17 protein-coding genes are annotated in these 21,276 nt (G+C 35.7%); 1 reads left to right on the top strand and 16 read right to left on the bottom strand.

All coding sequences use genetic code 11. From position 1 onward, the window contains the following. Positions 1-210: 210 nt before the first annotated feature. From H9565_RS13475 to H9565_RS13430, 10 genes are all read right to left on the bottom strand, one after another. The gene (locus H9565_RS13475; protein WP_215440413.1) at positions 211-1,170 is read right to left on the bottom strand and encodes a TIGR03571 family LLM class oxidoreductase; all 960 of its coding nucleotides are present in this window, start codon (positions 1,168-1,170) and stop codon (positions 211-213) included. A gap of 54 nt (positions 1,171-1,224) precedes the next feature. Beyond that, on the bottom strand, positions 1,225-2,166 hold the full coding sequence (locus H9565_RS13470; RefSeq protein ID WP_317195443.1) for an aldo/keto reductase: 942 nt from the start codon (positions 2,164-2,166) through the stop codon (positions 1,225-1,227). A gap of 8 nt (positions 2,167-2,174) precedes the next feature. Beyond that, positions 2,175-3,383, bottom strand: a complete 1,209-nt coding sequence (locus H9565_RS13465; protein ID WP_215440412.1) for an MFS transporter — start codon at positions 3,381-3,383, stop codon at positions 2,175-2,177. Positions 3,384-3,402: 19 nt separating this feature from the next. After that, entirely contained in the window at positions 3,403-4,341 is a 939-nt protein-coding gene (locus H9565_RS13460) for a cyclase family protein (protein WP_215440411.1), read from the bottom strand. Positions 4,342-4,474: 133 nt separating this feature from the next. Continuing rightward, positions 4,475-5,572: an L-dopachrome tautomerase-related protein gene (locus H9565_RS13455; RefSeq protein WP_215440410.1), complete on the bottom strand. Its 1,098-nt coding sequence runs from the start codon at positions 5,570-5,572 to the stop codon at positions 4,475-4,477. A 33-nt stretch (positions 5,573-5,605) separates the two neighbouring features. After that, positions 5,606-6,088 carry a cupin domain-containing protein gene (locus H9565_RS13450; protein ID WP_215440409.1) on the bottom strand — a complete coding sequence of 161 codons (483 nt, stop codon included), beginning with the start codon at positions 6,086-6,088 and terminating at the stop codon, positions 5,606-5,608. Positions 6,089-6,206: 118 nt separating this feature from the next. Next, on the bottom strand, positions 6,207-6,779 hold the full coding sequence (locus tag H9565_RS13445) for a Crp/Fnr family transcriptional regulator (protein WP_215440408.1): 573 nt from the start codon (positions 6,777-6,779) through the stop codon (positions 6,207-6,209). A gap of 654 nt (positions 6,780-7,433) precedes the next feature. Next, complete coding sequence (locus tag H9565_RS13440) at positions 7,434-10,889, bottom strand: FG-GAP-like repeat-containing protein (RefSeq protein WP_215440407.1); 3,456 nt, start codon at positions 10,887-10,889, stop codon at positions 7,434-7,436. 270 nt (positions 10,890-11,159) lie between these two features. Beyond that, complete coding sequence (locus tag H9565_RS13435) at positions 11,160-12,017, bottom strand: LamG domain-containing protein (RefSeq protein ID WP_215440406.1); 858 nt, start codon at positions 12,015-12,017, stop codon at positions 11,160-11,162. A gap of 22 nt (positions 12,018-12,039) precedes the next feature. Continuing rightward, positions 12,040-12,741, bottom strand: a complete 702-nt coding sequence (locus H9565_RS13430) for an aspartate/glutamate racemase family protein (RefSeq protein WP_215440405.1) — start codon at positions 12,739-12,741, stop codon at positions 12,040-12,042. Positions 12,742-12,867: 126 nt separating this feature from the next. Here H9565_RS13430 and H9565_RS13425 point away from each other — a divergent pair, with 126 nt between their 5' ends. Beyond that, the gene (locus tag H9565_RS13425; RefSeq protein ID WP_215440404.1) at positions 12,868-13,755 is read left to right on the top strand and encodes a LysR family transcriptional regulator; all 888 of its coding nucleotides are present in this window, start codon (positions 12,868-12,870) and stop codon (positions 13,753-13,755) included. 13 nt (positions 13,756-13,768) lie between these two features. Here H9565_RS13425 and H9565_RS13420 read toward each other — a convergent pair whose 3' ends face one another. From H9565_RS13420 to H9565_RS13395, 6 genes are all read right to left on the bottom strand, one after another. Continuing rightward, complete coding sequence (locus H9565_RS13420) at positions 13,769-13,981, bottom strand: hypothetical protein (RefSeq protein ID WP_215440403.1); 213 nt, start codon at positions 13,979-13,981, stop codon at positions 13,769-13,771. A 160-nt stretch (positions 13,982-14,141) separates the two neighbouring features. Next, the gene (locus H9565_RS13415; RefSeq protein ID WP_215440402.1) at positions 14,142-15,173 is read right to left on the bottom strand and encodes a S1 family peptidase; all 1,032 of its coding nucleotides are present in this window, start codon (positions 15,171-15,173) and stop codon (positions 14,142-14,144) included. A 485-nt stretch (positions 15,174-15,658) separates the two neighbouring features. Then, a complete protein-coding gene (locus tag H9565_RS13410; RefSeq protein ID WP_215440401.1) occupies positions 15,659-16,258 on the bottom strand; it encodes a DUF6642 family protein in 600 nt (199 codons plus the stop codon). A 254-nt stretch (positions 16,259-16,512) separates the two neighbouring features. Continuing rightward, the gene (locus H9565_RS13405) at positions 16,513-17,772 is read right to left on the bottom strand and encodes a purine-cytosine permease family protein (RefSeq protein WP_215440400.1); all 1,260 of its coding nucleotides are present in this window, start codon (positions 17,770-17,772) and stop codon (positions 16,513-16,515) included. Next, positions 17,765-18,799: a M29 family metallopeptidase gene (locus H9565_RS13400; protein WP_215440399.1), complete on the bottom strand. Its 1,035-nt coding sequence runs from the start codon at positions 18,797-18,799 to the stop codon at positions 17,765-17,767. The genes H9565_RS13405 and H9565_RS13400 overlap by 8 nt, the downstream gene beginning before the upstream one ends. 78 nt (positions 18,800-18,877) lie before the next feature. Beyond that, positions 18,878-21,232, bottom strand: coding sequence for a TonB-dependent receptor (locus tag H9565_RS13395; RefSeq protein WP_215440398.1), 2,355 nt, complete (start codon positions 21,230-21,232; stop codon positions 18,878-18,880). Between the last annotated feature and the right edge of the window lie 44 nt (positions 21,233-21,276).

The raw sequence follows: 21,276 nt of genomic DNA, 5'->3' as shown, positions 1-21,276 counted from the left end.
TGGAAACAATGTACGGGTCGGTCGCTAAATTTTAGGATCCATTGTAACTCTTAATAAACCCCTACCCTATTTGTTTGGTCATTTTAATAGAGTATTTAGATAAAAGGCCCACGAGCCGGCTGGCTCCTTCGCTAAAAAGGTCTACTAGACCTTTTCTTAACGCTCGGCCCTGTTTTACCAAAATTCTCTTAGGCCGTTTTCATTTTAATACTAAAACTCCCTTAATACAACATCTTTAATTTTAGCAATAGCTTCACTAACTGGCGTTTCAGATTTTCTAAGGTTTATTGCCATATGGTTGACTCCGACATTTTCATATGCTTTTAAATATTCGGTAAGATGGTTGATGCCCACAGTGCCACCAAAGCGCTGTGGTTTAAAAGTCACATTGTCGTTTTTAGATAGGTTTAAATGTATAGCCGAAATATAAGGCTTTGCTGCTTGGTCTTCATCGTACAAAGCATTACACCAGTATTTTCTGTTTTCTAAAGTTTCGGCAACCGGTCTTGGGTAATTAAACCAAGCTTGTGCGTTTTTTGCTATCCAATTAATGCTTTGTCCGGAATGACCTGCTATTACAAGCGGAATGTCATTTTTCGGTTTAGGATAAACTTCTATACCGTTAGTTAAAAAATCGTATTTAGATTTTAAATTACTGTTTGTTTTCCAAGCTTCTTTAATGATATCAAGATTTTTTCTAAAGATTTCAGGTCTTCTGTTATAGTCTATATTGTAAATTGGGAACTCCACAGGTCTATCGCCCAAACCTAAACCCAACAAGAGTCTACCATCACTTAAATTTTCTATGGTGGCAGCAGCTTTTGCTAATTTTATAGGCTGCTGTAGTGGTAATACAATTGCAGCAGTACCTAACAAAATGTTTTTGGTAGCGGCAGATAAATAGCCCAAATATGGAAGTGTATCGAACAATTGTGCACCATCGCCAAAGTTAGGGTCGTACACCGGAACATCGCGCATCCATAAAGCGGAGAATCCTGCTTCATCAATTTGCTTTGCCAATGCTAAATGATTGGAAATATCGGGTACTCCAAAAGGTCTGTTGTCTTCCAAGCGTTTGCGATTTCCTTCGGTTGACCAATCATTATCTAAAGGAAATTCTATGCCAAGTGTCATTTTACCTGGCTTGTATAGTCTATCAAATGGATTCATAGTGTGTGTGTAAATTCATCAGGTATCCGTTAAGACACCTGATGAACAATGTGATTAAGCATTCCAGATACTATCTGCAGTGTAGGGTCCGTTTTCAACTTCCCAAAATTTACCATCTATAAAACGGTGTCCTTTATCTAAAGCCTTCAGCAAAGCCATATCTTCTTCTGTAAGCGTATGGTTTAACGTCTCTAGGTTCTGAAGTAATCGTGCTTCATTTGTAGATTTAGGAATGACTGCAATGCCTCGTTGCATTGTATATGCCAATGCTACTTGTGCAGGCGACATATGTCTTTCCTCGGCAATGGTTTTTATGGTTTCATTTTCCAACAAACGTAGTTTGGAATTTTTATCTACAAGCGAACCTAATGGTGCATATGCCGTTAGATGCATATCAAAATGCGAGCATAATGCTTTTAATTCTTTCTGTTGTAAAAACGGATGCATTTCTACTTGATTCATCTCTGGTTGGTGCACTGCAGTCGCTATTATTTCTTTCAACTGATTCTCATTGAAATTGCTCACGCCAATATGCTTTGCAAGTCCTTGCTCTAAAACAGCTTCCATCCCTTTCCAAGTATTGGTTAATGGCACTTCTGATAATGGAACAAAATCAGATGCTTTTTCTGGCATTTCCGTTCCTTTTTTAAGAGCGACAGGCCAGTGGATAAGATACAGGTCTAGATACTCTAGCTGTAAATCTTCTAAAGTCTGGTTCAGTGCAGGAATCACATTATCTTCACCGTGAGAAGCATTCCATAATTTGGAAGTCACCCATAAATCTTCACGCGTAACCAAACCTTGTTTTATCGCATCGGCAATGGCATTACCTACTTCTTTTTCGTTTCCGTAAGCTGCAGCACAATCTATATGTCTGTATCCTATTTTAATAGCCGAAAGTACAGCATTGTACACTTCATTAGGTTCAGATCTAAAAGTTCCTAAGCCTAAAATTGGCATTTCGTCGTTATTTCTAAATTTTAATGTAGTCATCATTATATTATTTATATTTTTTCTTTTTTGAATAAAACTAAGGTCAATAAGAATCCCACGATTACTAGAATACCTCCTACCCAAGGTGTTGCTTCAATACCTAAGCTCGATTCTACCACCATTCCGCCTACATAAGCACCAATAGCAATACCGACGTTAAAAGCTGCAATGTTTAAAGCAGATGCTACGTCTTCTGTTCCAGGAAGATATTTTTCGGCCATTTTTACGACATATAATTGTAATGCTGGTACGTTTGAAAAAGCAAGTATTCCCATAAAAAACAAGGTAACTATGGCAAAAACCTGACTAGAAGCGGTGAAGTATAACACAAACAACACTATGGCTTGTAAAGCAAACATTACCAATAATGCTTTTCCTGGTTTGTTGTTAGAGACTTTACCACCTATGATATTCCCAATCGCGATGGCAATACCATAAATTAGAAGGAATACACTAGTCATATCCGAAGAAAAACCGGTTACTTCTTCCAATAGCGGTGTTAAATAAGTAAAGGTGACAAACGTACCACCATAACCAAATGCGGTAATGGCTAGCACCAATAAAATAGACGAATTCTTAATCACTTTTAATTGGTCTATAAGACGTAATGGCGCTGATTGTTTAATGTTTTTAGGAACCAAAGCCAAACTAGCTATTGCACCTACTAATCCTAAAAGGGCAACACCAATAAAGGTTGCTCTCCATCCAAAATTCTGACCGATATATGTTCCTAAAGGCACACCAGTTACAATAGCTACAGTAAGACCAGCAAACATTATAGAAATGGCAGTTGCTCTTTTATCTTTAGGCACCAAACTAGCTGCAATGGTAGACCCGATAGAGAAAAATACACCGTGTGCAAAACCTGTCACGACTCTAGATAATAGCAACAACTCAAAGCTTGGTGAAATAGCTGCTAATCCGTTACCAATTATAAATAATAACATAATCCCCATTAGTAATTGTTTTCTAGGAATTTTACCTGTTAAGGCAGTTAAAATGGGTGCTCCAATGGCTACACCAATAGCATATAAACTAACTAATAATCCTGCTGATGTTAATGATGTGCCTAGGTCGTTTGCAACTGTAGATAATAAACCTACAATTACAAATTCCGTTGTTCCTATGGCAAATGCACTTATGGTCAATGCCCATAATGCTGCTGGTAGACTCTTCTTTTTGGCTACCGTGGTATCTCTATGTATTGTTGATGTTTCCATAATTTCTAATTGTTTTTTGTTATTTAATGGCAACAGGGTTTATTTGTACTTGCGTAGAGCCTTCATATAAAGGATGACCCAATACAAAAAGGAATTCCCAAGCTTTATCCTCAACCAATTCATCTACAAGAATGTTTTCCAATACTTGCACACCGTATTCGGTTGCCATCATTTGATTTACAGGGAAAGAAAGTGCGCTATTTTCGTGTGGTACTGCTTCAAAAGACCAGTTGTCTGAACCTGCTGCTACAATTCCTTTTTTACCTAAATAATGTGCAGCTTCAGTACCAATCCCAGGTCCGCCAGCTAAATAGCGTTTATCATCTTTACCCATTAGTTTTGTCCATCCTGTATAAAACAAAACCACATCACCTTTACGGATTTCAATGCCTTGTTTTTTGGCTACTTTTTCAATGTCTTCTACTGTAAAAACAGTGCCTTCTTTTACAATATCTTGATTGTAGTAAGAGCGCATATCTAACACAACACCTCTAGTAACAATTGGGGGTAATTTTTCTAGACCTAATTTTTTTACACCAGAAACGGTTAAAAAATCTTCAACTTTATGTCCGTTGTAGTGCACATTGTCTCTACCGTAATGTGCCAATCCGTTTATTTGAGACCCAACACCTGTCCAACCAATTAACTGGTCATCTACGTAAGTAAATTTGTTAGAACCTGCAGCAGCAGTTTCTGGTTGTAACGTTTCAATATGAAAGTATCTGTGGCGGAAGGCTGCAGTTTCTGCATTTACCACCATTCCTAAGCGGTATACTTTTCCTTTTTTAACCAATTTTACGGCATCCAAAACCGTTTCCTCATTCAAAAGGTTTAGCGCTCCAATTTCATCGTCTGCCCCATAAGGTGACGTTGGTACTTGTTGTGCGTTTGTACTTAAAGCAGTAAAAAGTGTAGCTGCCAATGTCATTTTTTTTAATGTATTTACTATTGTTTTCATTTTAATATGTTTTTAAATTTCTTATACAAATTTCTAATTAATGCAAGGGGTGTGCGAGGATGTACATCACCATTTTAAAGTGATTTATGTCACACTTAATACTGCTCATACATCACTTTACTTTTAATTTTATTTAATCTTGAAGCTTCATTTTGAGCACCAAGTAAGGTGGTTTACTGGCATCTTTTCCTTCATTTAATAAAGGAAGATTATGAAGCTGATTTGCTACGATATACAAGTAGTTTCCGTGTATGGCAACACCATCGGGCCAAGACAGGTCCTTTTTAGACTGTGCAATGGTTTTCATTCCAGCAGGCGTACTTTCTACAATGGCTGAATTTTCAACATCGGTTACATATACTTTTCCGTTTGCACCTACTTTAAATCCGTCAGATTTTGGTTTGTTGGCATAAAACTCAATGTACTTATTCAGGTCGCTATCTTGCTTACTTTCATCCGCTAAAACAGCAGAAGGTATGCAGTAAATTTTGGTGTTTCCCATTGCACCATAGTAGATGAAATTGTTTTCGTCATCTATAGAAATTGGGTTTAAAGGATATCTTGGTTGAATGGTAGTACCGTCTTTTCTTTTGTGGGAAACCAATCTACCGTGAATTTTTACTGGTTCATCAGCAGGTAAAAATGATACATTTCCTTCCAGAACACGTCTCATATAACCCGTTTCTAAGTTAATCACGACAAAAGCAGGTGCAATTGGCGGATTTATAGCATCGGTCATATCGGCAATTACAGCAGTGTTGTTTTTCACATCAATCACAAAATCTTGTAAAAAAGGTTTTGTTGATAATACCGTATTCGGAATAGGAAAAACTTTTGTTACGTTTCCGGTTACCAAATCAAAACCCACCAATTTTGGAGCCTGATTTTGTTTTACATTACCCATATCCAACACCCAAAGGATACCGTTAGCATCTGCTTGAATTCCGATGGTTGAATTGATACCTTTTATACTTCCGTTTTCTGGTTTTACTATCCATTCTTTATCTCCAAACGGAATAGCTTCTCCATTAGGCAAAATTTCTTTCACCATATATTTTGAAGCACTTAAGGCGCTCATTGTTACAAATATTCTTCCGTCGTTAGAGACGGTTATATTTCCTGGTCTTGATTCTGGAAATGTTGTTATCGTTTCTAATTGTGCTTGTGCTAATAGTGTAAAATTCATTACAAGTGCGAACAAGACTGTTTTTATAATTGTTATTGTTTTCATCGTTATTGTTTTTAAAAAGTGAATATGATTTTATTAGTTACCTAAGAATTTCTTTTGGGTTGATGGGTCTATCCAGATAACATCGCTTGGGTCTCTGGCAATGGCATCAAAAACGAGTACGTCTAACGGACCTTCTAAAATTTTTCCGTTTCCGTGTGCTGTACCTTTGCCCCAAAAAAGTAAGTCGCCTTTTCCTGCAACAACAGGACCTTTATCGGCAACAAAAAATTCTGCTTTGCCATTTAAAATGTAGAGGTAAGCATCAGATTTTGCGTGGTAGTGCATAGGCACTTCGTCATACAACCTAAAGATTCTTACACCTGCGTGTTCACGGTCTATTAATCTAATGTCTTTGATGATACCATTATGACTTTTAGGAAGTAGCGTTACGTATTCATCAATATTGATAATACCGTAGGCGTTACCCATTAATGGTCTTTTGTCTTCTTGCGCATAGGCGTTAAAACCTATGGCAATTACTGTGAATAATAGAAAAAGTGTTCTTGTAGTTTTCATAGTACATTGTATTTAATTGTTTGATACAAAATTCTATGAAAACCAAGGGGTGTGCGAGGACATACATCACGGATTTTTTGTGATGTATATCAATCTTGAAAAGTGATTTAGGTCACTTTTAGCTGTTAAAACGACTTAAGGTCTCTCTGGATACGCCTAAATAGGAAGCAATTAGTTTTTTAGGAACGCGTTGTATTAATTTTGGAAGTTTGTTTAAAAGATATTCATACCTACTTTCTGCGGACATTGTAAGCAATGACAGGATTCTTTGTTGCAGATTGATGTAACCGTGGTTCGATTTAATCCTGAAGAAATTGGCAACGGCAGGGACTTCAAAACAAATCTTTTCCCTGTTCTCTAAAGACAAACAGAAGAACTCAGAATCTTCAAGACAATCCACAAAAATAGTCCCAAGTTCTTGATGTTGAAAAGCACAATGGTCGCTTACCCAATAGTCTTCCATGGCAAATTGAAGAATGTGTTCTTTGCCTTTTTCGTCTATGGAATACGCTTTTACTAAGCCTTTGATAATCCAATATTCAAAGTCTACAGGCTGCCCAACTTGTATTAAGAATTGGTGTTTTTTTAGACTTTTAAATTCAAAGTGCGATTTTACAAAATTCCACTCCTCATCAGTTAAAGAAACGATTTCTTCAAAATGTTGTCTTAATAACTGCAACTTGTCTTCCATAGTGTAAAAATACTTTTCTTTATTTGAAATGTTATTTATTGTTGCATTTTATATTAGATAGACAACCAGTTAAAGAGCATAAATTTACTTTACACAGTCATTAAAATTACATTTTCATTCCACACACATTGCCCTCCCTCCTATCGTCGGTCAGTTAATAAGTGTTGCATTACCTTTTGAGAAGAAAATTTTTAGAAAGAAAAAAATAAAGAAAGCTTTAGAAAATAACTTTCGCTTTTAACCAAAGCTCAAGTTACATAACGCGGAACATTATAGTACAGATTGGTATATGTCGTAAAACGGCGCATGCTTGTATTTGATATTATGTCAAAGCCGTTTTACTGGAATGTTTCTTCATATTCGTAAACTATAATTATTCTCGATGCTTGTTTATTGCTTTTAAAGGAGTTCATGAACCTCGTACCTCGGTTTCATTGCCTTCTGAGAAGAAGGTTTTTAGAAAAAAATAAATAAAAATTGTAACAACTTTGCTCGCGCACCATCTCGCTGAAATAATAAAGATTTTTAATCTTCATTAGTATGTTGCAACCAAAGCTCAAGTTACATAACGCGGTACATTATGAAAAAAACGTTCTATAATCCGTCATTAAATCAATTAGCGATAAGTTATTGCAAATTTTCACAGAATGTCCTCTACTTCTTTATAATTCTTTGATTATATAATTCTTCTGTAGTTTCTATACGAACGGAGTAAACACCAGATGCCCATCCGTCCATATTTAACATAAGATTGCCATTAACTACTTCAACAGTTAAACTAGTTAAGAGTGTACCTATATTGGAAAACAGTACTAACTGTGCATTACCAGAATATGGAGTTGGAAGGGCAATCGTAATATCTCCGCTTTCTATAGGGTTTGGAAATAGTATTACACTGCTATCTATATTTGGTGTTTTGAGACAACCATCAGGTTCAACAGTACTCCCAAGGGGTGTTTCCGAGCAAATGTCAATCGTATTTTCAACCCCATCGCCATCAATATCATCATCACATATATCTCCAAAACCATCATTATCAAAATCAGCTGTATCAAGCTCTACAATAATAATTTTTCTTTCTTCTGTACATCCGTTAGCATCCTTTACTATGATTGAATTTTCGGATGGACCTAGGGTATCAAATATGTTATTAGAAATAAAAGCAGAGCTGTTTATGCTGAATTCATAAGGTGCTGTACCCCCAGAAACAATAATTTCTAGACTACCATCATTTGCCCCTTTACAAGAAACATCGGTTTTTGAAATATTGAGAGTTAGCACATTAGGCTGATTTACTGTTATGCCCGTTGCAGTTGCCTCTTTTGAATTATCATCGACGATAAGAAGGCTATAAACACCAGCAGCAATATCATTAAAGGTACCTTGTAATTGTGTCTTAACTAATGTGTTATTTGAATCTAACAGATTATACGTATAGGGAGCTGTTCCGCCTATTGCTTTCCCTTCAATAATGGCATCAGTCAATCCATTACAACTAATTGAATTTACTAATGTTGCCGTAGCGATTAAAGATTCACTATTATCGCAGACATCGCCTATCTTGCTAATTACTATTGGGGTTTCATATTCAAAAGAGCAATCATTGTTTTTAATAATTAGATTATAAGACGAAGGGGCCAAGTTATTGAAGATTGAATTATTTTGAAAAGTAATACCACCATCAATTGAATAACTTAGTTCATCATCGCTCTCAGTGAATGTGCTTTCATTTAAAATATAATTGGTATTGAATAAAATATCCTTATCTCCATCATGATCTAAATCTTCAGACATTACTAGGGTATTATTCCAAAAACTCAAATTTAAAAACTCACTTTCATTTTGCGAAATAACCATAAATTCAAACAACTGATTCTCTTGATTTTGAAGAATAGACACGTTTTGTTTTGGGTTTAAAATAATATCCAAATCTCCATCCATATCATAATCATCAACATCAAAATATGTGATATCTATTTCTTTGATTAAAATATCAGTAAAATTTAAATTGCCATCATTTTTTAAAATTCTAATTTCTTCTAGGTCAGGCGCAGAATAAAAAATATCATAGTCATTATCTTCTTGATAATCTTCAACCAAAAAGAAGGTTACATCAATATCAGAAATTAAGAGATGACTTTCAAAATTTTGATTTCCATCATTTTCAAACCAATAAATACCACCCAAGACATCATCACTTCCTCTATTCTCCGTTGAAACTACAAAATCTATATCATTGTCATTGTCAAAATCAATCGGAATTACTTTTGTAATTTCAGATATACCGGTAAAAATCTTATGTCTAGTGAAATGGAAATAACCTAATGAAAAATCTAGTGTGTTTTCATGCCAAGCCAATTCATTATATTGACTTGCTTCTGTAATTATATCTAAATCACCATCTAAATCTATATCCACTGAAATTGGCATGGGGCTGTCAAAGGCGCCTACAAGATTCATTTCTCTTTTCTCGAAATTGAATTCTCCATCATTGACAACTACATACTCCCCATCACCAAGATTTATAACTAAATCATTGTCTTTATCATTATCAATATCCATTGGAAATACACTTTCTATACTTTCATCAAACCATGGTAAAGAAGTTAAAAAGTGTCTAAAAAATTGACCATTTCCTAGATTTTCGTACCAATACACAACATCGTTATCTCGACTATCATCTATGCCAATAATATCAATATCACCATCATTATCAAAATCAGTATAATTAGATGCATAATCACCAATGTGAAATACTTCATCAAACACAGAATCGGTTCTTTTTAAACTTGTAGCATTGACTGCAATTTTACCATTGCCGTCATCACAAAATTCGGAGTCCGTAATATCAATACTAATTACACTGGGCTTATTTTCCGTCAAATTAATTGGATTATTAGCGTAGCCAATTGTAGATGAATTTGATATTTCCCGAGCTACTACTTGATATTGGCCAATACCTAATTGATTAAATACATTGCTCTCTTGGAAGGTAATGCCTCCATCAATAGAAAATTCATACTTAAACTTATTGGATCGGGAACTACAAATAGCTGTAAACCAATAAATATTATAATCATCAAAATAAACAGGTTCATTAACACCGTCCAAATCGACATCAAATATTTCAAAATAACGGGTTACGCCTTCTACGGGCTTTAGTTCCTTTCGTATAAAGGTGTTATTTATATCATTTATATAGGTCATATTGCTTGGGCCTGCTCCGATGATATCAATTTTACCGTCTATATTATAATCAACAATCTTTAATTCATAAAAATATAGGTTTGTTTCACGATAAACCGTTATGCGTTCGAAGTTTCCAAAACCGTCATTTAAATGAAACTCCACTCCACTAGTTGTAGTGCCTTGTCGATACAAAAGAAATATATCTTCATCCCCATCGCCTTCATAGTCAAAGACTTTAATGTCTATAATATCTCTATTTATAAAATCTAAAAGTATCCTATCTGTATAATTTCCAGAACCATCGTTTTCTCTTAATTCTACAAGTTCATCATCAAAATTGTTAGTAGTTATTCTAAGACGATCTATATCACCATCATTTTCAATGTCAATTTTTTCAAATTTCGGAGAAGCCAATATAGACGAAACCTCGACAAAGTATTCATCTGAAGCATATAGGGCAAACTCTGTGAATGTTTCGTTTTCTAACAAATAGTAAAAACTCCAAGAACTTTGTTTAGCAACTACGTCAATATCGCCGTCATCATCAATATCAGAAAAACCAATTTTACTAGTTCGTGTAATTGAATCATCAATAATTATTTCATTATACTGACCATTACCAATATTAAAAAGAACCGCAATCTTTTCGGCGTTGGCATATAATATATCTAGCTTCCCATCTTGATTAATATCTGCTGTAGTATATGCGGTTATTTTAGTAGTAGACTTTAGAATGGATTGATAATTAAAAATATCTTCGCAGGTTGATCCTAATGAACGTAAATTAATCGCAATTCGACCATCATCGGAAGAACAATTAGTTGGATTCAAAGACGAAACAACAAACTCTTGATTGGTCTGTGAAATGGAATGAGATAATAATAAAAAAATAAAACTAAAGGAGAGTAAGAATCTTTTCATTAGGCATAGTAAACACTTTTTGAAATTGACTTCAAAAAGAAATTTTCGATTAAAATTGACAATCTCGATTGCCACTAAAATAGAAAATATATATGGGTGCTATTGATAATTAGTTACATATACGACGAACTAGTATAAACTTAGGATGAATTTAATTTGATTCTTAGTTTTGATATAGTTAATGTAGTATCCCGTTCCATACACACATTACCCTCCCCTTCTATCGTCGGATTTAAGTAATTATTTAAAGACAGACCATTGCTTATATTCTTATTTGAATAAAGTTTTTATTCCATCTTTCAGCTGGAAAACAGAGTTCACCTCGTTAACTTCTAGGGGTTTATTAAAAATTACAAGCTCATCCATAAAGCCAATATAACCAAGACCCATCATTATTTTACCTTTTTCAGGGTCCCAAGTGAAAGGATCATTAATAGCTTTTATTTCACCTTGTAACTTACCGTTTAAGTATAATTTAAATTCAGACTCTGTTTTTGTATTTACCTTGGAAAAAACCATTGCAACGTGCGTCCAATTTTTTGACTGAAACGGAGATGGGTTTACTGTAACTGTGCGCTTATTCCAATCAGTTTCATCACTATCATTATTAGGGTCCCACACCACCAAATCACCCATGGCTCCGTATCTAAACTGTCTTGGATTATGATCTGTGAAATCTACCCACAAGCCTGCATCACTCCATTTAGAATCTGTAATACAAATAGGATCACAATAATGAGGCGGAAGTTCTTTATTGGGGTCTAATCGTAACCAAAAAGATATAGTGCCGCTCCATGATGTATTGTTGTAGCCTACATTTTTATAGGCCTTATAAAATACAGCAGAAGTTTTTGCTGCTTTAAAGTGCATTGCATCTCCAAAAAGTCCTTTCCCCTTTGCTATTACAACATTAGCATCGTTTAAACCTTTTATAGTGTTTACTTCTTCTTTATAATTTTCAGCTGTATATATATTTGCATCACCAACGGCAATAGTTGCAGCTGCTTTACCATCAAAAGAACTGTAAAAAAGGACATGCTCCTTTAAAGCACTATTTTGCGAAAAAGTGGTGTTGGTGACTAGTAAAAATAATAACCCTACTGCGGATAAAAGACGCTTTGTTTTCATACTATTTTGTTCATTATAAAATTCATACTAAATTTTTTACACTCCATTCACTAGCTTTATATGCATGAATCTTTCCAGTATCAAATGTGGGAATTGGAGAATCTATTTCTGAAACTAGAATTGGCAGTTCTGTACAGCCAAGAATAACACCTTCTGCGCCCTGAACTTGAATTTTATTTATAATCTCAATAACTTTTTGTTTTGAAGCTTTTGTGAATTGTCCTTTTACCAATTCATTATAAATAATTTCATGTACTACCTGCCTGTCATTTGTTTCAGGAATTATGACTTCAAGTCCAAAATCATTTATTAAGGTCTTGGTATAAAAGTCCTTTTCCATAGTAAATTTTGTGCCTAATAAACCTACTTTGTTTAAATCTAAGTCGCATATAGCCTCACCAGTAGTGGTAGCGATATGTAAAAAAGGAATAGTAATATTTTGGGTGATATAATGACTTACTAAATGTATGGTATTCGTACAAAGTAGAATAATATCTGCTCCGGCCCTTTCTAGCTGTTGCGCCGCTAGTTTCATAAGTTCTCCAATAGCCTTCCAATCACCTTGAAACGTTAACTTTTCAATTTCTGAAAAATCTACAGATACCATAATAACTTTTGCTGAATGTGAGCCTCCTAATAAATCTTTTACATTAATATTTAAAAACTCATAATACAGTTTTGAGGATTCCCAACTCATACCACCTATTAATCCTATTGTTTTCATACCTGTCTTTTGGACAAAACTAACTAGATGATAAACACTGAATAAGAAAGTAATTTGAATACTTTTGAGGTTATGGTTGAAATTTTCTCAACTACATTGCTCTAAATAGTCTTGTATCTTTGACCTATGGAATTAAAATATTTCAGATTAATAAAAACCATTGCAGAAGAAGGTAGTCTTGCCAATGCTACTGAACGCCTCTTTTTAACGCAGTCAGCTTTAAGTCATCAATTACGTGAGTTAGAGGAGCGATTAGGCTTTAAGGTTTTTCATAGAACAAGAAATAAATGGGAATTGACCCAAGAAGGCACTGAGCTTTATAAATTGGCTAACAAACTGTTCAACTCCATAGAAGAGGGTTTTAGCGCTATAAAACATATCAAAGAAGGCTCCAAAGGTACGATTAAATTGAGTGCTGAATGTCAGTCTTTTTTTCATACTATTCCCTCGTTTATTCAAAAAATGGGTGTGCTATATCCAGAGATAGACATTGATGTAACACTTGGAGCAACACATCAAAGCATATCACAAGTATTATCTGAGGATATAGACATAGCAATTGTAACTTCAAAACCTGATTCTGAAGACCTTTCAAGTATACTAGTTTTTGAAGATGAAGTTTTTGCGATTATGCATCAAGAAAACCACTTGAACAAAATGGATTACCTAGATGCAAGCCATTTTGAAAATGTGCACTTGTTGATTAATTCTTTTCCTTTGGAAGGTGTTGCTGTTTATGAACAATTTCTGAAACCAAATAAAATAAACCCAATCAAAATTTCTGCAATTCCGTTTACTGAAATTACATTATCAATGATAAATGCCAATATGGGTATTATGTGTGCTCCAAAATGGCAATTAAGACCTTTTAAATTATCAAAAGAATTGATATTTAAGCGTATTGGTAAAAATGGTTTAAAACGAAAACATTACATGGTTGTTAAAAAACAACAGCGGAATAAAAAATATATTCATGATTTTATATCAAGTTTTGAAGAGGAATTTTTAATGTAAAAAACTTTATGGCTTAAAGCGCCCCTCCTTGAATTCCAAATTCAGTAGTAGATTCTATTACCACCTTAAAGCCTTTGTATGTTTCCGGCAGCGTATTTTTTACCTCAGTTAAGGAAACAAAAACCGTTATACAGGGTTTACCATCATATTCTCCTTGGGCCACGCCTTCAATTCCGTTAAGGTGTAACCAAGATTGTATCTCTTTTAAAGCGTCTTCTATGTTCATGGTTATGTTATTATAAAATTAGTATTTGTTGTTTCTATACAAGTGCAGCCAAGCTCCTCATCTAAAGATAATTAAAACAGAGCGCAATTGTAAAGCTCAGGGTAAACTAGATGTCACCCTGAGCTTTTTATTCAATGTTACTTCTAAGCGACCATTCACATTATATTTCCGTTACTCTTACGCGCAACATGGATTGCACATATAAAATGTTGTTTACTATGGTTCTTGTTGCGGAGCCTGCAAACAAAAGCCCTACGGCACCTTCATTGGTGTCACAAACCAAACTTCCGGAGTCGCCACCGGCGCTCATATCCGTGGTTATTATCTGACGGCAAAACTTGGCTATTCTTCCACCTCCATAATTTACATTAACGGTTGCATTAATATTGGTGACCTTGCCTGTGGTAAAGCCTGTAGTTCTGCCTGCCTTTTGCACAATGTCTCCTACTTTTGGGGCCGTGTATAGCCGTTTAACATGTCCGCCCCAATAGATTTCCCTGTTCAGGTCTTGCAAATTGCCTTCTGCAATAGCGGCATCTACATAATTACAAGGTGCATTGTCTCCATCAATAAATTTGATAGGAATATACCTGCTCAACCTTGCGATAACATCTTGCGGATATTTTCCGCCATCATAAGGCCCTGGCTGAAGAATAGGGTCTCCAATACGTGCATCGTTACTATTGGCCAAGACGTGATTGTTACTTAAAATATAGTAACTGCCCGGCTTGCTCGGGAACGGAGACAAATCATAACAGCAGGTTCCTAAAGTTCCTGCGGTAATTTTATAATGTCCCACACTAAAACCACCCATTGCAGGGCGAATTCTTCTTGTTAAAGAAGGAACAAACCCATTGGCTTGAGCAACATCACGGGTTTCGGGCTCTACTTTTTGTGCTTCTTTTTGAGCTTCGCAATATGCGTTACCCGCAAACAAGGTGCCTACTTCCACCACATCTGTTTCGATTCCGCCAATTTTTTGATTGACCAAATCCTTCTGTGTTAATAAACTGGGGTCCAATTTATGGGTTACAAGTACTGAAAGTACAGGCTTGTTAGTTTCCACCCCATTCTTTACTTTGTTCCCAATGGCAACTCCTACCACGTTTGACAAACTAAGCAACTCATCTTGATGCTTGCTTTGAACGTCTGCAATTTTTAACGACTTTTCATCTAATGTCTGATTAACCATAACATTTATTTTTATGCCATACTATACACTCCCAGCGCTAGGTTAGCATGACGATTGTTTGTACGATTTACTTTTATCTTAAACCGCTGGTATTTAAAATTCAAAATGAATACTGCTGGGGGATGGTACTGCTCGGGGAGATATTGTCGGAGGAAAGTACGGACTGACAGCTGTAAAAAATCAGGAAAGCTTTTTCAATACCGTGAATTATAAATCATTAAAAGATAGAATGACTTTTTCTTTATATGACCACAACAAAAGTAAATGTAATCAATTGCTTATGAGCTAAATATGTATGAGTTGCTAGGATTTATGTATAGATTAACAACAGCTTAAAACAGTACTTAGTACACTCCGCTCCCCTAGTTGGTTCGCATGATAAGTGTCCGTTTGCAAGTTTAGAATGGCTTTCTAGAAGTGTTCGTTTCTCCAAAGTCACTATCGGATTATAGCTAATCTTAGGATGCCTGACATTCGTCTCAAATTCAATAATACAATCTGAAATCTAGCAATTTACAGACATTGTAATGTCTTTGGTGAAGCTCTTCAACTACCTCAAACATATCATCATCTTCTTTAAATAAGTTAAAGAATACTTTATCCAGATTGGCACTGCTTATACCGTTAAATATGTTACCGTAGCCAGAGATGGCTTTGGCATTGGTGATGTCCAAGAAATATTGTGCTTCTTCTTCGTCCAAATTAAGGATTTTTGCATTGGAAAAATGTAAAATCTTTCCCTTTAACCGGCCTTCGAACAGTTCTGCTATTTCCTGTAAACTGTAGTAATACCCATTTAGGCAAATGCTATTGGCTTCTCCGGCCATAACCAAATAGATAATCTCATAGTCCTTAAAATTATGGTCATCTAAGACCAGTGCATTTAAGCTGTCTTCTAGGCCTTCTATAGTGTCGCAGGTTTTATAGATGCTAGCAATACCGTATTTCATGGCCAGTTGCTCCAGTGTTAGCTCCGTTTCGGTAACTTTTGGGGAATCTATATCTTCTACTCCCTCTAAACAATACACAAAATGATCTTCATTTAATGGTTGTTCTTGGGGCAACTGACGTCTTTTCTCTAGCAAGCTCTTGAATTTAAACTGGGTGAACGAAACGCAAAATTAAAATAACCCAGCCATTCTTTTTAGCGTTTTGAGATTAAATTAAATGTCGTGTCAAAGCAAACAATTTGCAACTCCGAATAATTCAATTGTTTCATAAGCGTATAGTTGACCAAAACCAAACATTTATTTGCCTGAATTTCTCAGCTTTTAAAGGGTCCGGTTATTGGGATATAATTAGAAAAACCTATTAAAAATATACTTTTTGATAGTTGTTTTTATTTGAAAATATTCTTCAGTTTGAGAGCTACATAGATAACCGCTCCCAATAAAAATGAGTCTAAGAAATAAGCACCTGTAATCTGAAAAACTTCAAAATAGGTAAGCACACTGATAAGAGAACTCAACACCCAACTTATTAGAGCGGCAGGTTCCCATTTATTTATCTCATCTAATTCATAACGCTGCTTTTTAATCCAGAAAAAATGGATAAAATAGATAGACGAAATAGATGGAGCCAGAATACCTAAAAACTCTAGAAATTCAAATAGGTAGGTAGCGAAACCGAATAGAGCTAATAAGGTTCCGAAAATACTAGAAACAATAACCACTTCTTTAAATGTCCATTTTTTATTAATGGTAGTAAAAGTTAAGCTCGCAGAATACAGATTGGTAGCATTGGTACTCCACGTGGAAACAAACAACAATAAAAAAGCAGGAATCACCATATTGTAGTCTTCCATTATTTTGATAACATCAACTTCACCGGTCTGTATAGAGGGTACGGCACTAAGTATGTAAGCCAAGGGAGTACCAATAGTCAAGCCCAATACTGATGCTAAACTTTGCTTATCCGTCTTTACGAATCTAGAGAAATCCGCCATTAATACAGGGAACAAAACTGCCGCACCTACCAGAATTGAAGTTGCTTTAAAAAGCGTCATTGAATTTTCTTGGGGCACATAGTCGAACAATACTGAAAAACTTTCTAATTTTTCTAGAGATAGGTAAAAAACATAACCTAGAAAAGCAGTTAAAAGTGGGATTGAAATATTAGCAACTTTTTCAATGCTTCTAATTCCATAAACCGTAGTAGTCGTAATAAAAAGACTGGTAACAATAACAATCAGCTCTTTTGCTATTGTAAAGCTAAACGTACTAGCAGTGGTGTCAAAAATAGCAATGGCCAACAATTCTAACGCTACGGCAAACCATCCGATTAGGGTTATGCCAAAAATGAAATTAACAATCTTTGCACCATATTCCCCAAAACTAAAATGAAGAATCATGTAAGTAGATAATCTTGAACGATTACCTATTAAGGTAGTCGCCATACACATAATTGTCAATACCAATGTAGAGATACCAAAGGCAATAAGTGCATCTTTAAAACCAAGACCAAGGGCAATTTCAGAGCCTAAAAATAAGGTGGAAACCGATAATCCTGTACTTGCAATTATCAGCGCCACCACCCAACCAGAAACGAAGTCTTTGGATTGAACTTTGGTAGTTGCGTATTGATCTACTTGGTTAGACATTTGTGGCGCTTAATAAGCTCTCTGCTAAAGGTCTTAATTCTTCATGACAAACTTCGCCATTATCGGTAATTTGTATTTTATCAAAATAAATACTGGTTTTGGCTACTACGCCGTCAAAATGCGATTTAGCCATTTGTCCGAATGGAGGCATATCCATCGCGCTTGTGTGTCCAAATCCGAAATCTACACCGCCCCAAATGCGTTCATCTTCAACAAGTTCACCAGTAATTGTATGTACTTTCGGATTAAGCCCTATCATATTATGAGAAATCTTATACATGTTCTCGTCTTCAAAAGAAGTGAGGTATTCTTTGAACTTAGCAGCGCCCTCCCCTTCTACTCCAACAATTTTACCATCTTTCATTACAAATGCTACTTTATCAGTAAGTTTTGCATGCTGTAAATAATCGAATATAATACGACCGTTCATGCTATCTAATTTGGGGACCACATTTACAAAACCGGGTGCTGTACCAAACTTAGGCATGGAAAAATCGCCATCATCATAATCGAAGGTGTAATTAGTATCAATATCGTAAGATACATCTGTTCCGTTATCACTGGTGATACGTACAGTATTTGCAGTTTTGACCATGCTGGTTACTTTAGACAGAAGTTTCTTTAAAACGGGAATTTCAAAACCTGTAAATACTCGGTCTAGCGAATCTATAGAGCTTTCTGCAATTATTAAGTAGCGTAGCTTTTTATTATCTCTCATAGCTTTTTCCCAGATTTCTGAGTATAAAAGCACTACTTCATTGGCTTCAATCCATACATCAGCTTTTAATAAGGCTGCGGTTAATGCTTCAGAAGGCCAATCCTTCATTCCGGCTTGACTGTCTTTTTCAGCTTGGGGAATATACATGACCAATGGCAGTCCACCAGCATTTTGTGCAGCTTGGGCCATAGCATCAATAGTAGTTCTATCGGTACCTAAATCTGCCGTAATGGCAATGGTTTCTCCAGGTTGTACCTGAAACATATCTTCCATTAATATTCTTGAAAATCGCGCTCTTTTAGTTTCCATGTCTAATTTTTTGAAAATAGGATGATAAGGGCATCTGAAATGGATGCCCATAAGTATCTAGTAATGGTTGTAGTATTTTTAGAATTTTACTGAGATTGCGGTACCTACGGTTAACGGTTGCCCTCTCCAGGCCACATCATCAGGACTCCCCACGAATTCCCCTGGAGAGAATTCTTGATAGTACTCTTTATCTGTCAAGTTCTTGCCCCAGAATTCTAGCTTCCAATTTTTGTAGGATAGACTTAAACGGGCATCTAATAAGGAATAAGCGTCCGTAGTTGTTGCTTCGGTATTGCTTTCATGGTAATAGGTCTTTCCTGTAGTGTCCAGGTTTAAAAAACCATTGAATTTTAAATCGTCCGTAATATTGAAAGCCGACTCCATTCCAATACCAAAAGTACTGTAGGGCACAAAAGGAGTTCGTTTATCATTGTACTTTGTATTATCGGTTGTATCTCCATTTTCACCTCCAGTGGTTCCTCCGTCTAAAATGTTAGCGCGTGATAAACCGTAATTGGCAAAAGCATCTAAAAAATTCGTCAATCTTACACGAGAATCTACTTCAAAACCATAAACCTCGGTTTCATTATAGTTATACACACCCGCAATAAAAGTGTTCAGGTCTAAAATATATTGTTGCTGATTATTAAGTCTGGAAGAGAAAACGGAACCATTTAGAATAAACCGATTGTTCCAAGAAGTTGTTTTGAATCCCAGTTCATAGTTATCCGATGTTTCATCATCAAATTCTCGGTTAAAAAGGTCCGTAGCCTGCGCGTTAAACCCTCCGTTTCGGTAACCACGTCCGTAATTGGCAAATAATAACACATTCTCGTTCGCTTGGTAGGATAAAGAGACTTTAGGTTGAAATTCATTGTTATCCCTTTCTGAATTCGTCTCGAATAAGGAATCCTCTTGAGTAAAACTATCTATATCCAAACGGAAGCCTGCGGAAACTGTTAATTTATCCGTAAGCTTATAATCCCCAAATCCGAATAGAGCTATGGTTTGGGTTTCATTAATATAATCTGCGGTATCATAGGCATCAGGTCCTCCAAAATCTACCCCCGTAGTTCCATTTTGATAAAAATCTTTTTCTATTTTTTGATAGAACCCGCCCAAACTCCAATCGAATTTAGTATCTGTTTTAGCATTGTTAATTCTAATTTCCTGATTAAAGGTTTTGGTAGTGATTTCTTCTCCTTGCGTAAGACCGTCTAACTCTAAGAAATCCAAATCTCCTATTGTGGAACGATCAACTTTGTTGTAAGAAGTAATACTCTGTAATTTTGCGCCACCTAGGTTATAGTCCAGTTTAATATTACCGTAGTTGTTCACCATATCCGATTTACCTAATACGTCAGCAACAATAACATTATTCCCATTTGTGGGGTTTGGGTCTAAGGTTCCTCCTGTAAATTCACCATCGGTTCCTGTTGGGTTCACAGAATAATATGTAGCACCTCCATCTATATTAAAATATTGATAGGTACCGGTTATTGAAAAATTGGATGATAATTTAGCTTTCAATTGTCCTCTTACATTGATGTCCTCTTTAAAATCAACTTTTTCATCAAGAAATTCATTGGTCAATAAACCATCAAAATCTTTGTATTGCGCAGAAAACCGATAGAACAACTTGTCTTTGGAAATTGCTCCGGAAGAAATAAATTGGGCTTGCTTAAAACCACCGTTACCAACACCTAGCTTCATCTGATTAGTCATTCTGTTAGTAGGGTCTTTGGTGTAAATATTTACGGCACCACCAATTGCATTCTTACCATACAAAGCCCCTTGTGGACCTTTGACGACTTCAACTAAAGCCAAATCATATAAATCCTGACTTAACAAACTTGGGTCTGGAATGGTAACCCCATCAATAACGAATGCCAGAGGGGCATCGCCACCCCTAACCTGCGGTATACCACGTACCGTAATAAAGTTAAGACCGACAGCTTGGGCGGAATTAAACTTTAAATTGGGAACCAAAGCGGAAAATGAGCTAACATCTGTAATACCTGCACTTTCAATACCTTCGGCATTCAAAGCGGTTACGGATTCCGGAGTAGTTTGAATGGATTCCGTTCGCTTACGGGATTTTCCCATAACGCCAGAAAAACCTTGTACTGTTACTCCTGTTAATGATACCGCAGTTTCGGCAAGTTCAACATTAATTTGTGTTTGGCCGCCTACAGTTATTTCTTTTGTTTCAAAACCAATGTAAGAAATGGTCAATACCGCTTCGTTCGATGAGACCGTAATATCATAATTACCGTTGAAATCCGATATTACACCGGCTGATGTTCCTTTTTCGGCAATGCTTGCTCCTGGTAATGGCTCACCGCTTTCGTCCGTTATTTTACCGGTAACTAAAGTTTGTGCAAAACCTATGGAAGAAACCAATAGAAAAATTAAGAAGATAGATTTTTTCATGTCCTGATTGAATTAGTTCGTTGGCTAAAACTACTCACACATAG

It is taken from the genome of Zobellia russellii (assembly GCF_018728565.1).
In the GTDB taxonomy this organism is placed as follows: Bacteria; Bacteroidota; Bacteroidia; order Flavobacteriales; family Flavobacteriaceae; genus Zobellia; species Zobellia russellii.
The sequence above is the reverse complement of the archived record's forward strand: the minus strand, read 5'-3'. Positions and strand labels throughout refer to the sequence as shown.

What these genes read in the sequence shown, in the direction of transcription:
- H9565_RS13395 (WP_215440398.1), bottom strand. Translation starts at nt 21,232, where the DNA reads ATGAAAAAATCTATCTTCTTAATTTTTCTATTGGTTTCTTCCATAGGT.
- H9565_RS13405 (WP_215440400.1), bottom strand. Translation starts at nt 17,772, where the DNA reads ATGTCTAACCAAGTAGATCAATACGCAACTACCAAAGTTCAATCCAAA.
- H9565_RS13470 (WP_317195443.1), bottom strand. Translation starts at nt 2,166, where the DNA reads ATGATGACTACATTAAAATTTAGAAATAACGACGAAATGCCAATTTTA.
- H9565_RS13425 (WP_215440404.1), top strand. Translation starts at nt 12,868, where the DNA reads ATGGAATTAAAATATTTCAGATTAATAAAAACCATTGCAGAAGAAGGT.
- H9565_RS13430 (WP_215440405.1), bottom strand. Translation starts at nt 12,741, where the DNA reads ATGAAAACAATAGGATTAATAGGTGGTATGAGTTGGGAATCCTCAAAA.
- H9565_RS13450 (WP_215440409.1), bottom strand. Translation starts at nt 6,088, where the DNA reads ATGAAAACTACAAGAACACTTTTTCTATTATTCACAGTAATTGCCATA.
- H9565_RS13435 (WP_215440406.1), bottom strand. Translation starts at nt 12,017, where the DNA reads ATGAAAACAAAGCGTCTTTTATCCGCAGTAGGGTTATTATTTTTACTA.
- H9565_RS13465 (WP_215440412.1), bottom strand. Translation starts at nt 3,383, where the DNA reads ATGGAAACATCAACAATACATAGAGATACCACGGTAGCCAAAAAGAAG.
- H9565_RS13400 (WP_215440399.1), bottom strand. Translation starts at nt 18,799, where the DNA reads ATGGAAACTAAAAGAGCGCGATTTTCAAGAATATTAATGGAAGATATG.
- H9565_RS13460 (WP_215440411.1), bottom strand. Translation starts at nt 4,341, where the DNA reads ATGAAAACAATAGTAAATACATTAAAAAAAATGACATTGGCAGCTACA.
- H9565_RS13445 (WP_215440408.1), bottom strand. Translation starts at nt 6,779, where the DNA reads ATGGAAGACAAGTTGCAGTTATTAAGACAACATTTTGAAGAAATCGTT.
- H9565_RS13415 (WP_215440402.1), bottom strand. Translation starts at nt 15,173, where the DNA reads ATGGTTAATCAGACATTAGATGAAAAGTCGTTAAAAATTGCAGACGTT.
- H9565_RS13440 (WP_215440407.1), bottom strand. Translation starts at nt 10,889, where the DNA reads ATGAAAAGATTCTTACTCTCCTTTAGTTTTATTTTTTTATTATTATCT.
- H9565_RS13475 (WP_215440413.1), bottom strand. Translation starts at nt 1,170, where the DNA reads ATGAATCCATTTGATAGACTATACAAGCCAGGTAAAATGACACTTGGC.
- H9565_RS13455 (WP_215440410.1), bottom strand. Translation starts at nt 5,572, where the DNA reads ATGAAAACAATAACAATTATAAAAACAGTCTTGTTCGCACTTGTAATG.
- H9565_RS13420 (WP_215440403.1), bottom strand. Translation starts at nt 13,981, where the DNA reads ATGAACATAGAAGACGCTTTAAAAGAGATACAATCTTGGTTACACCTT.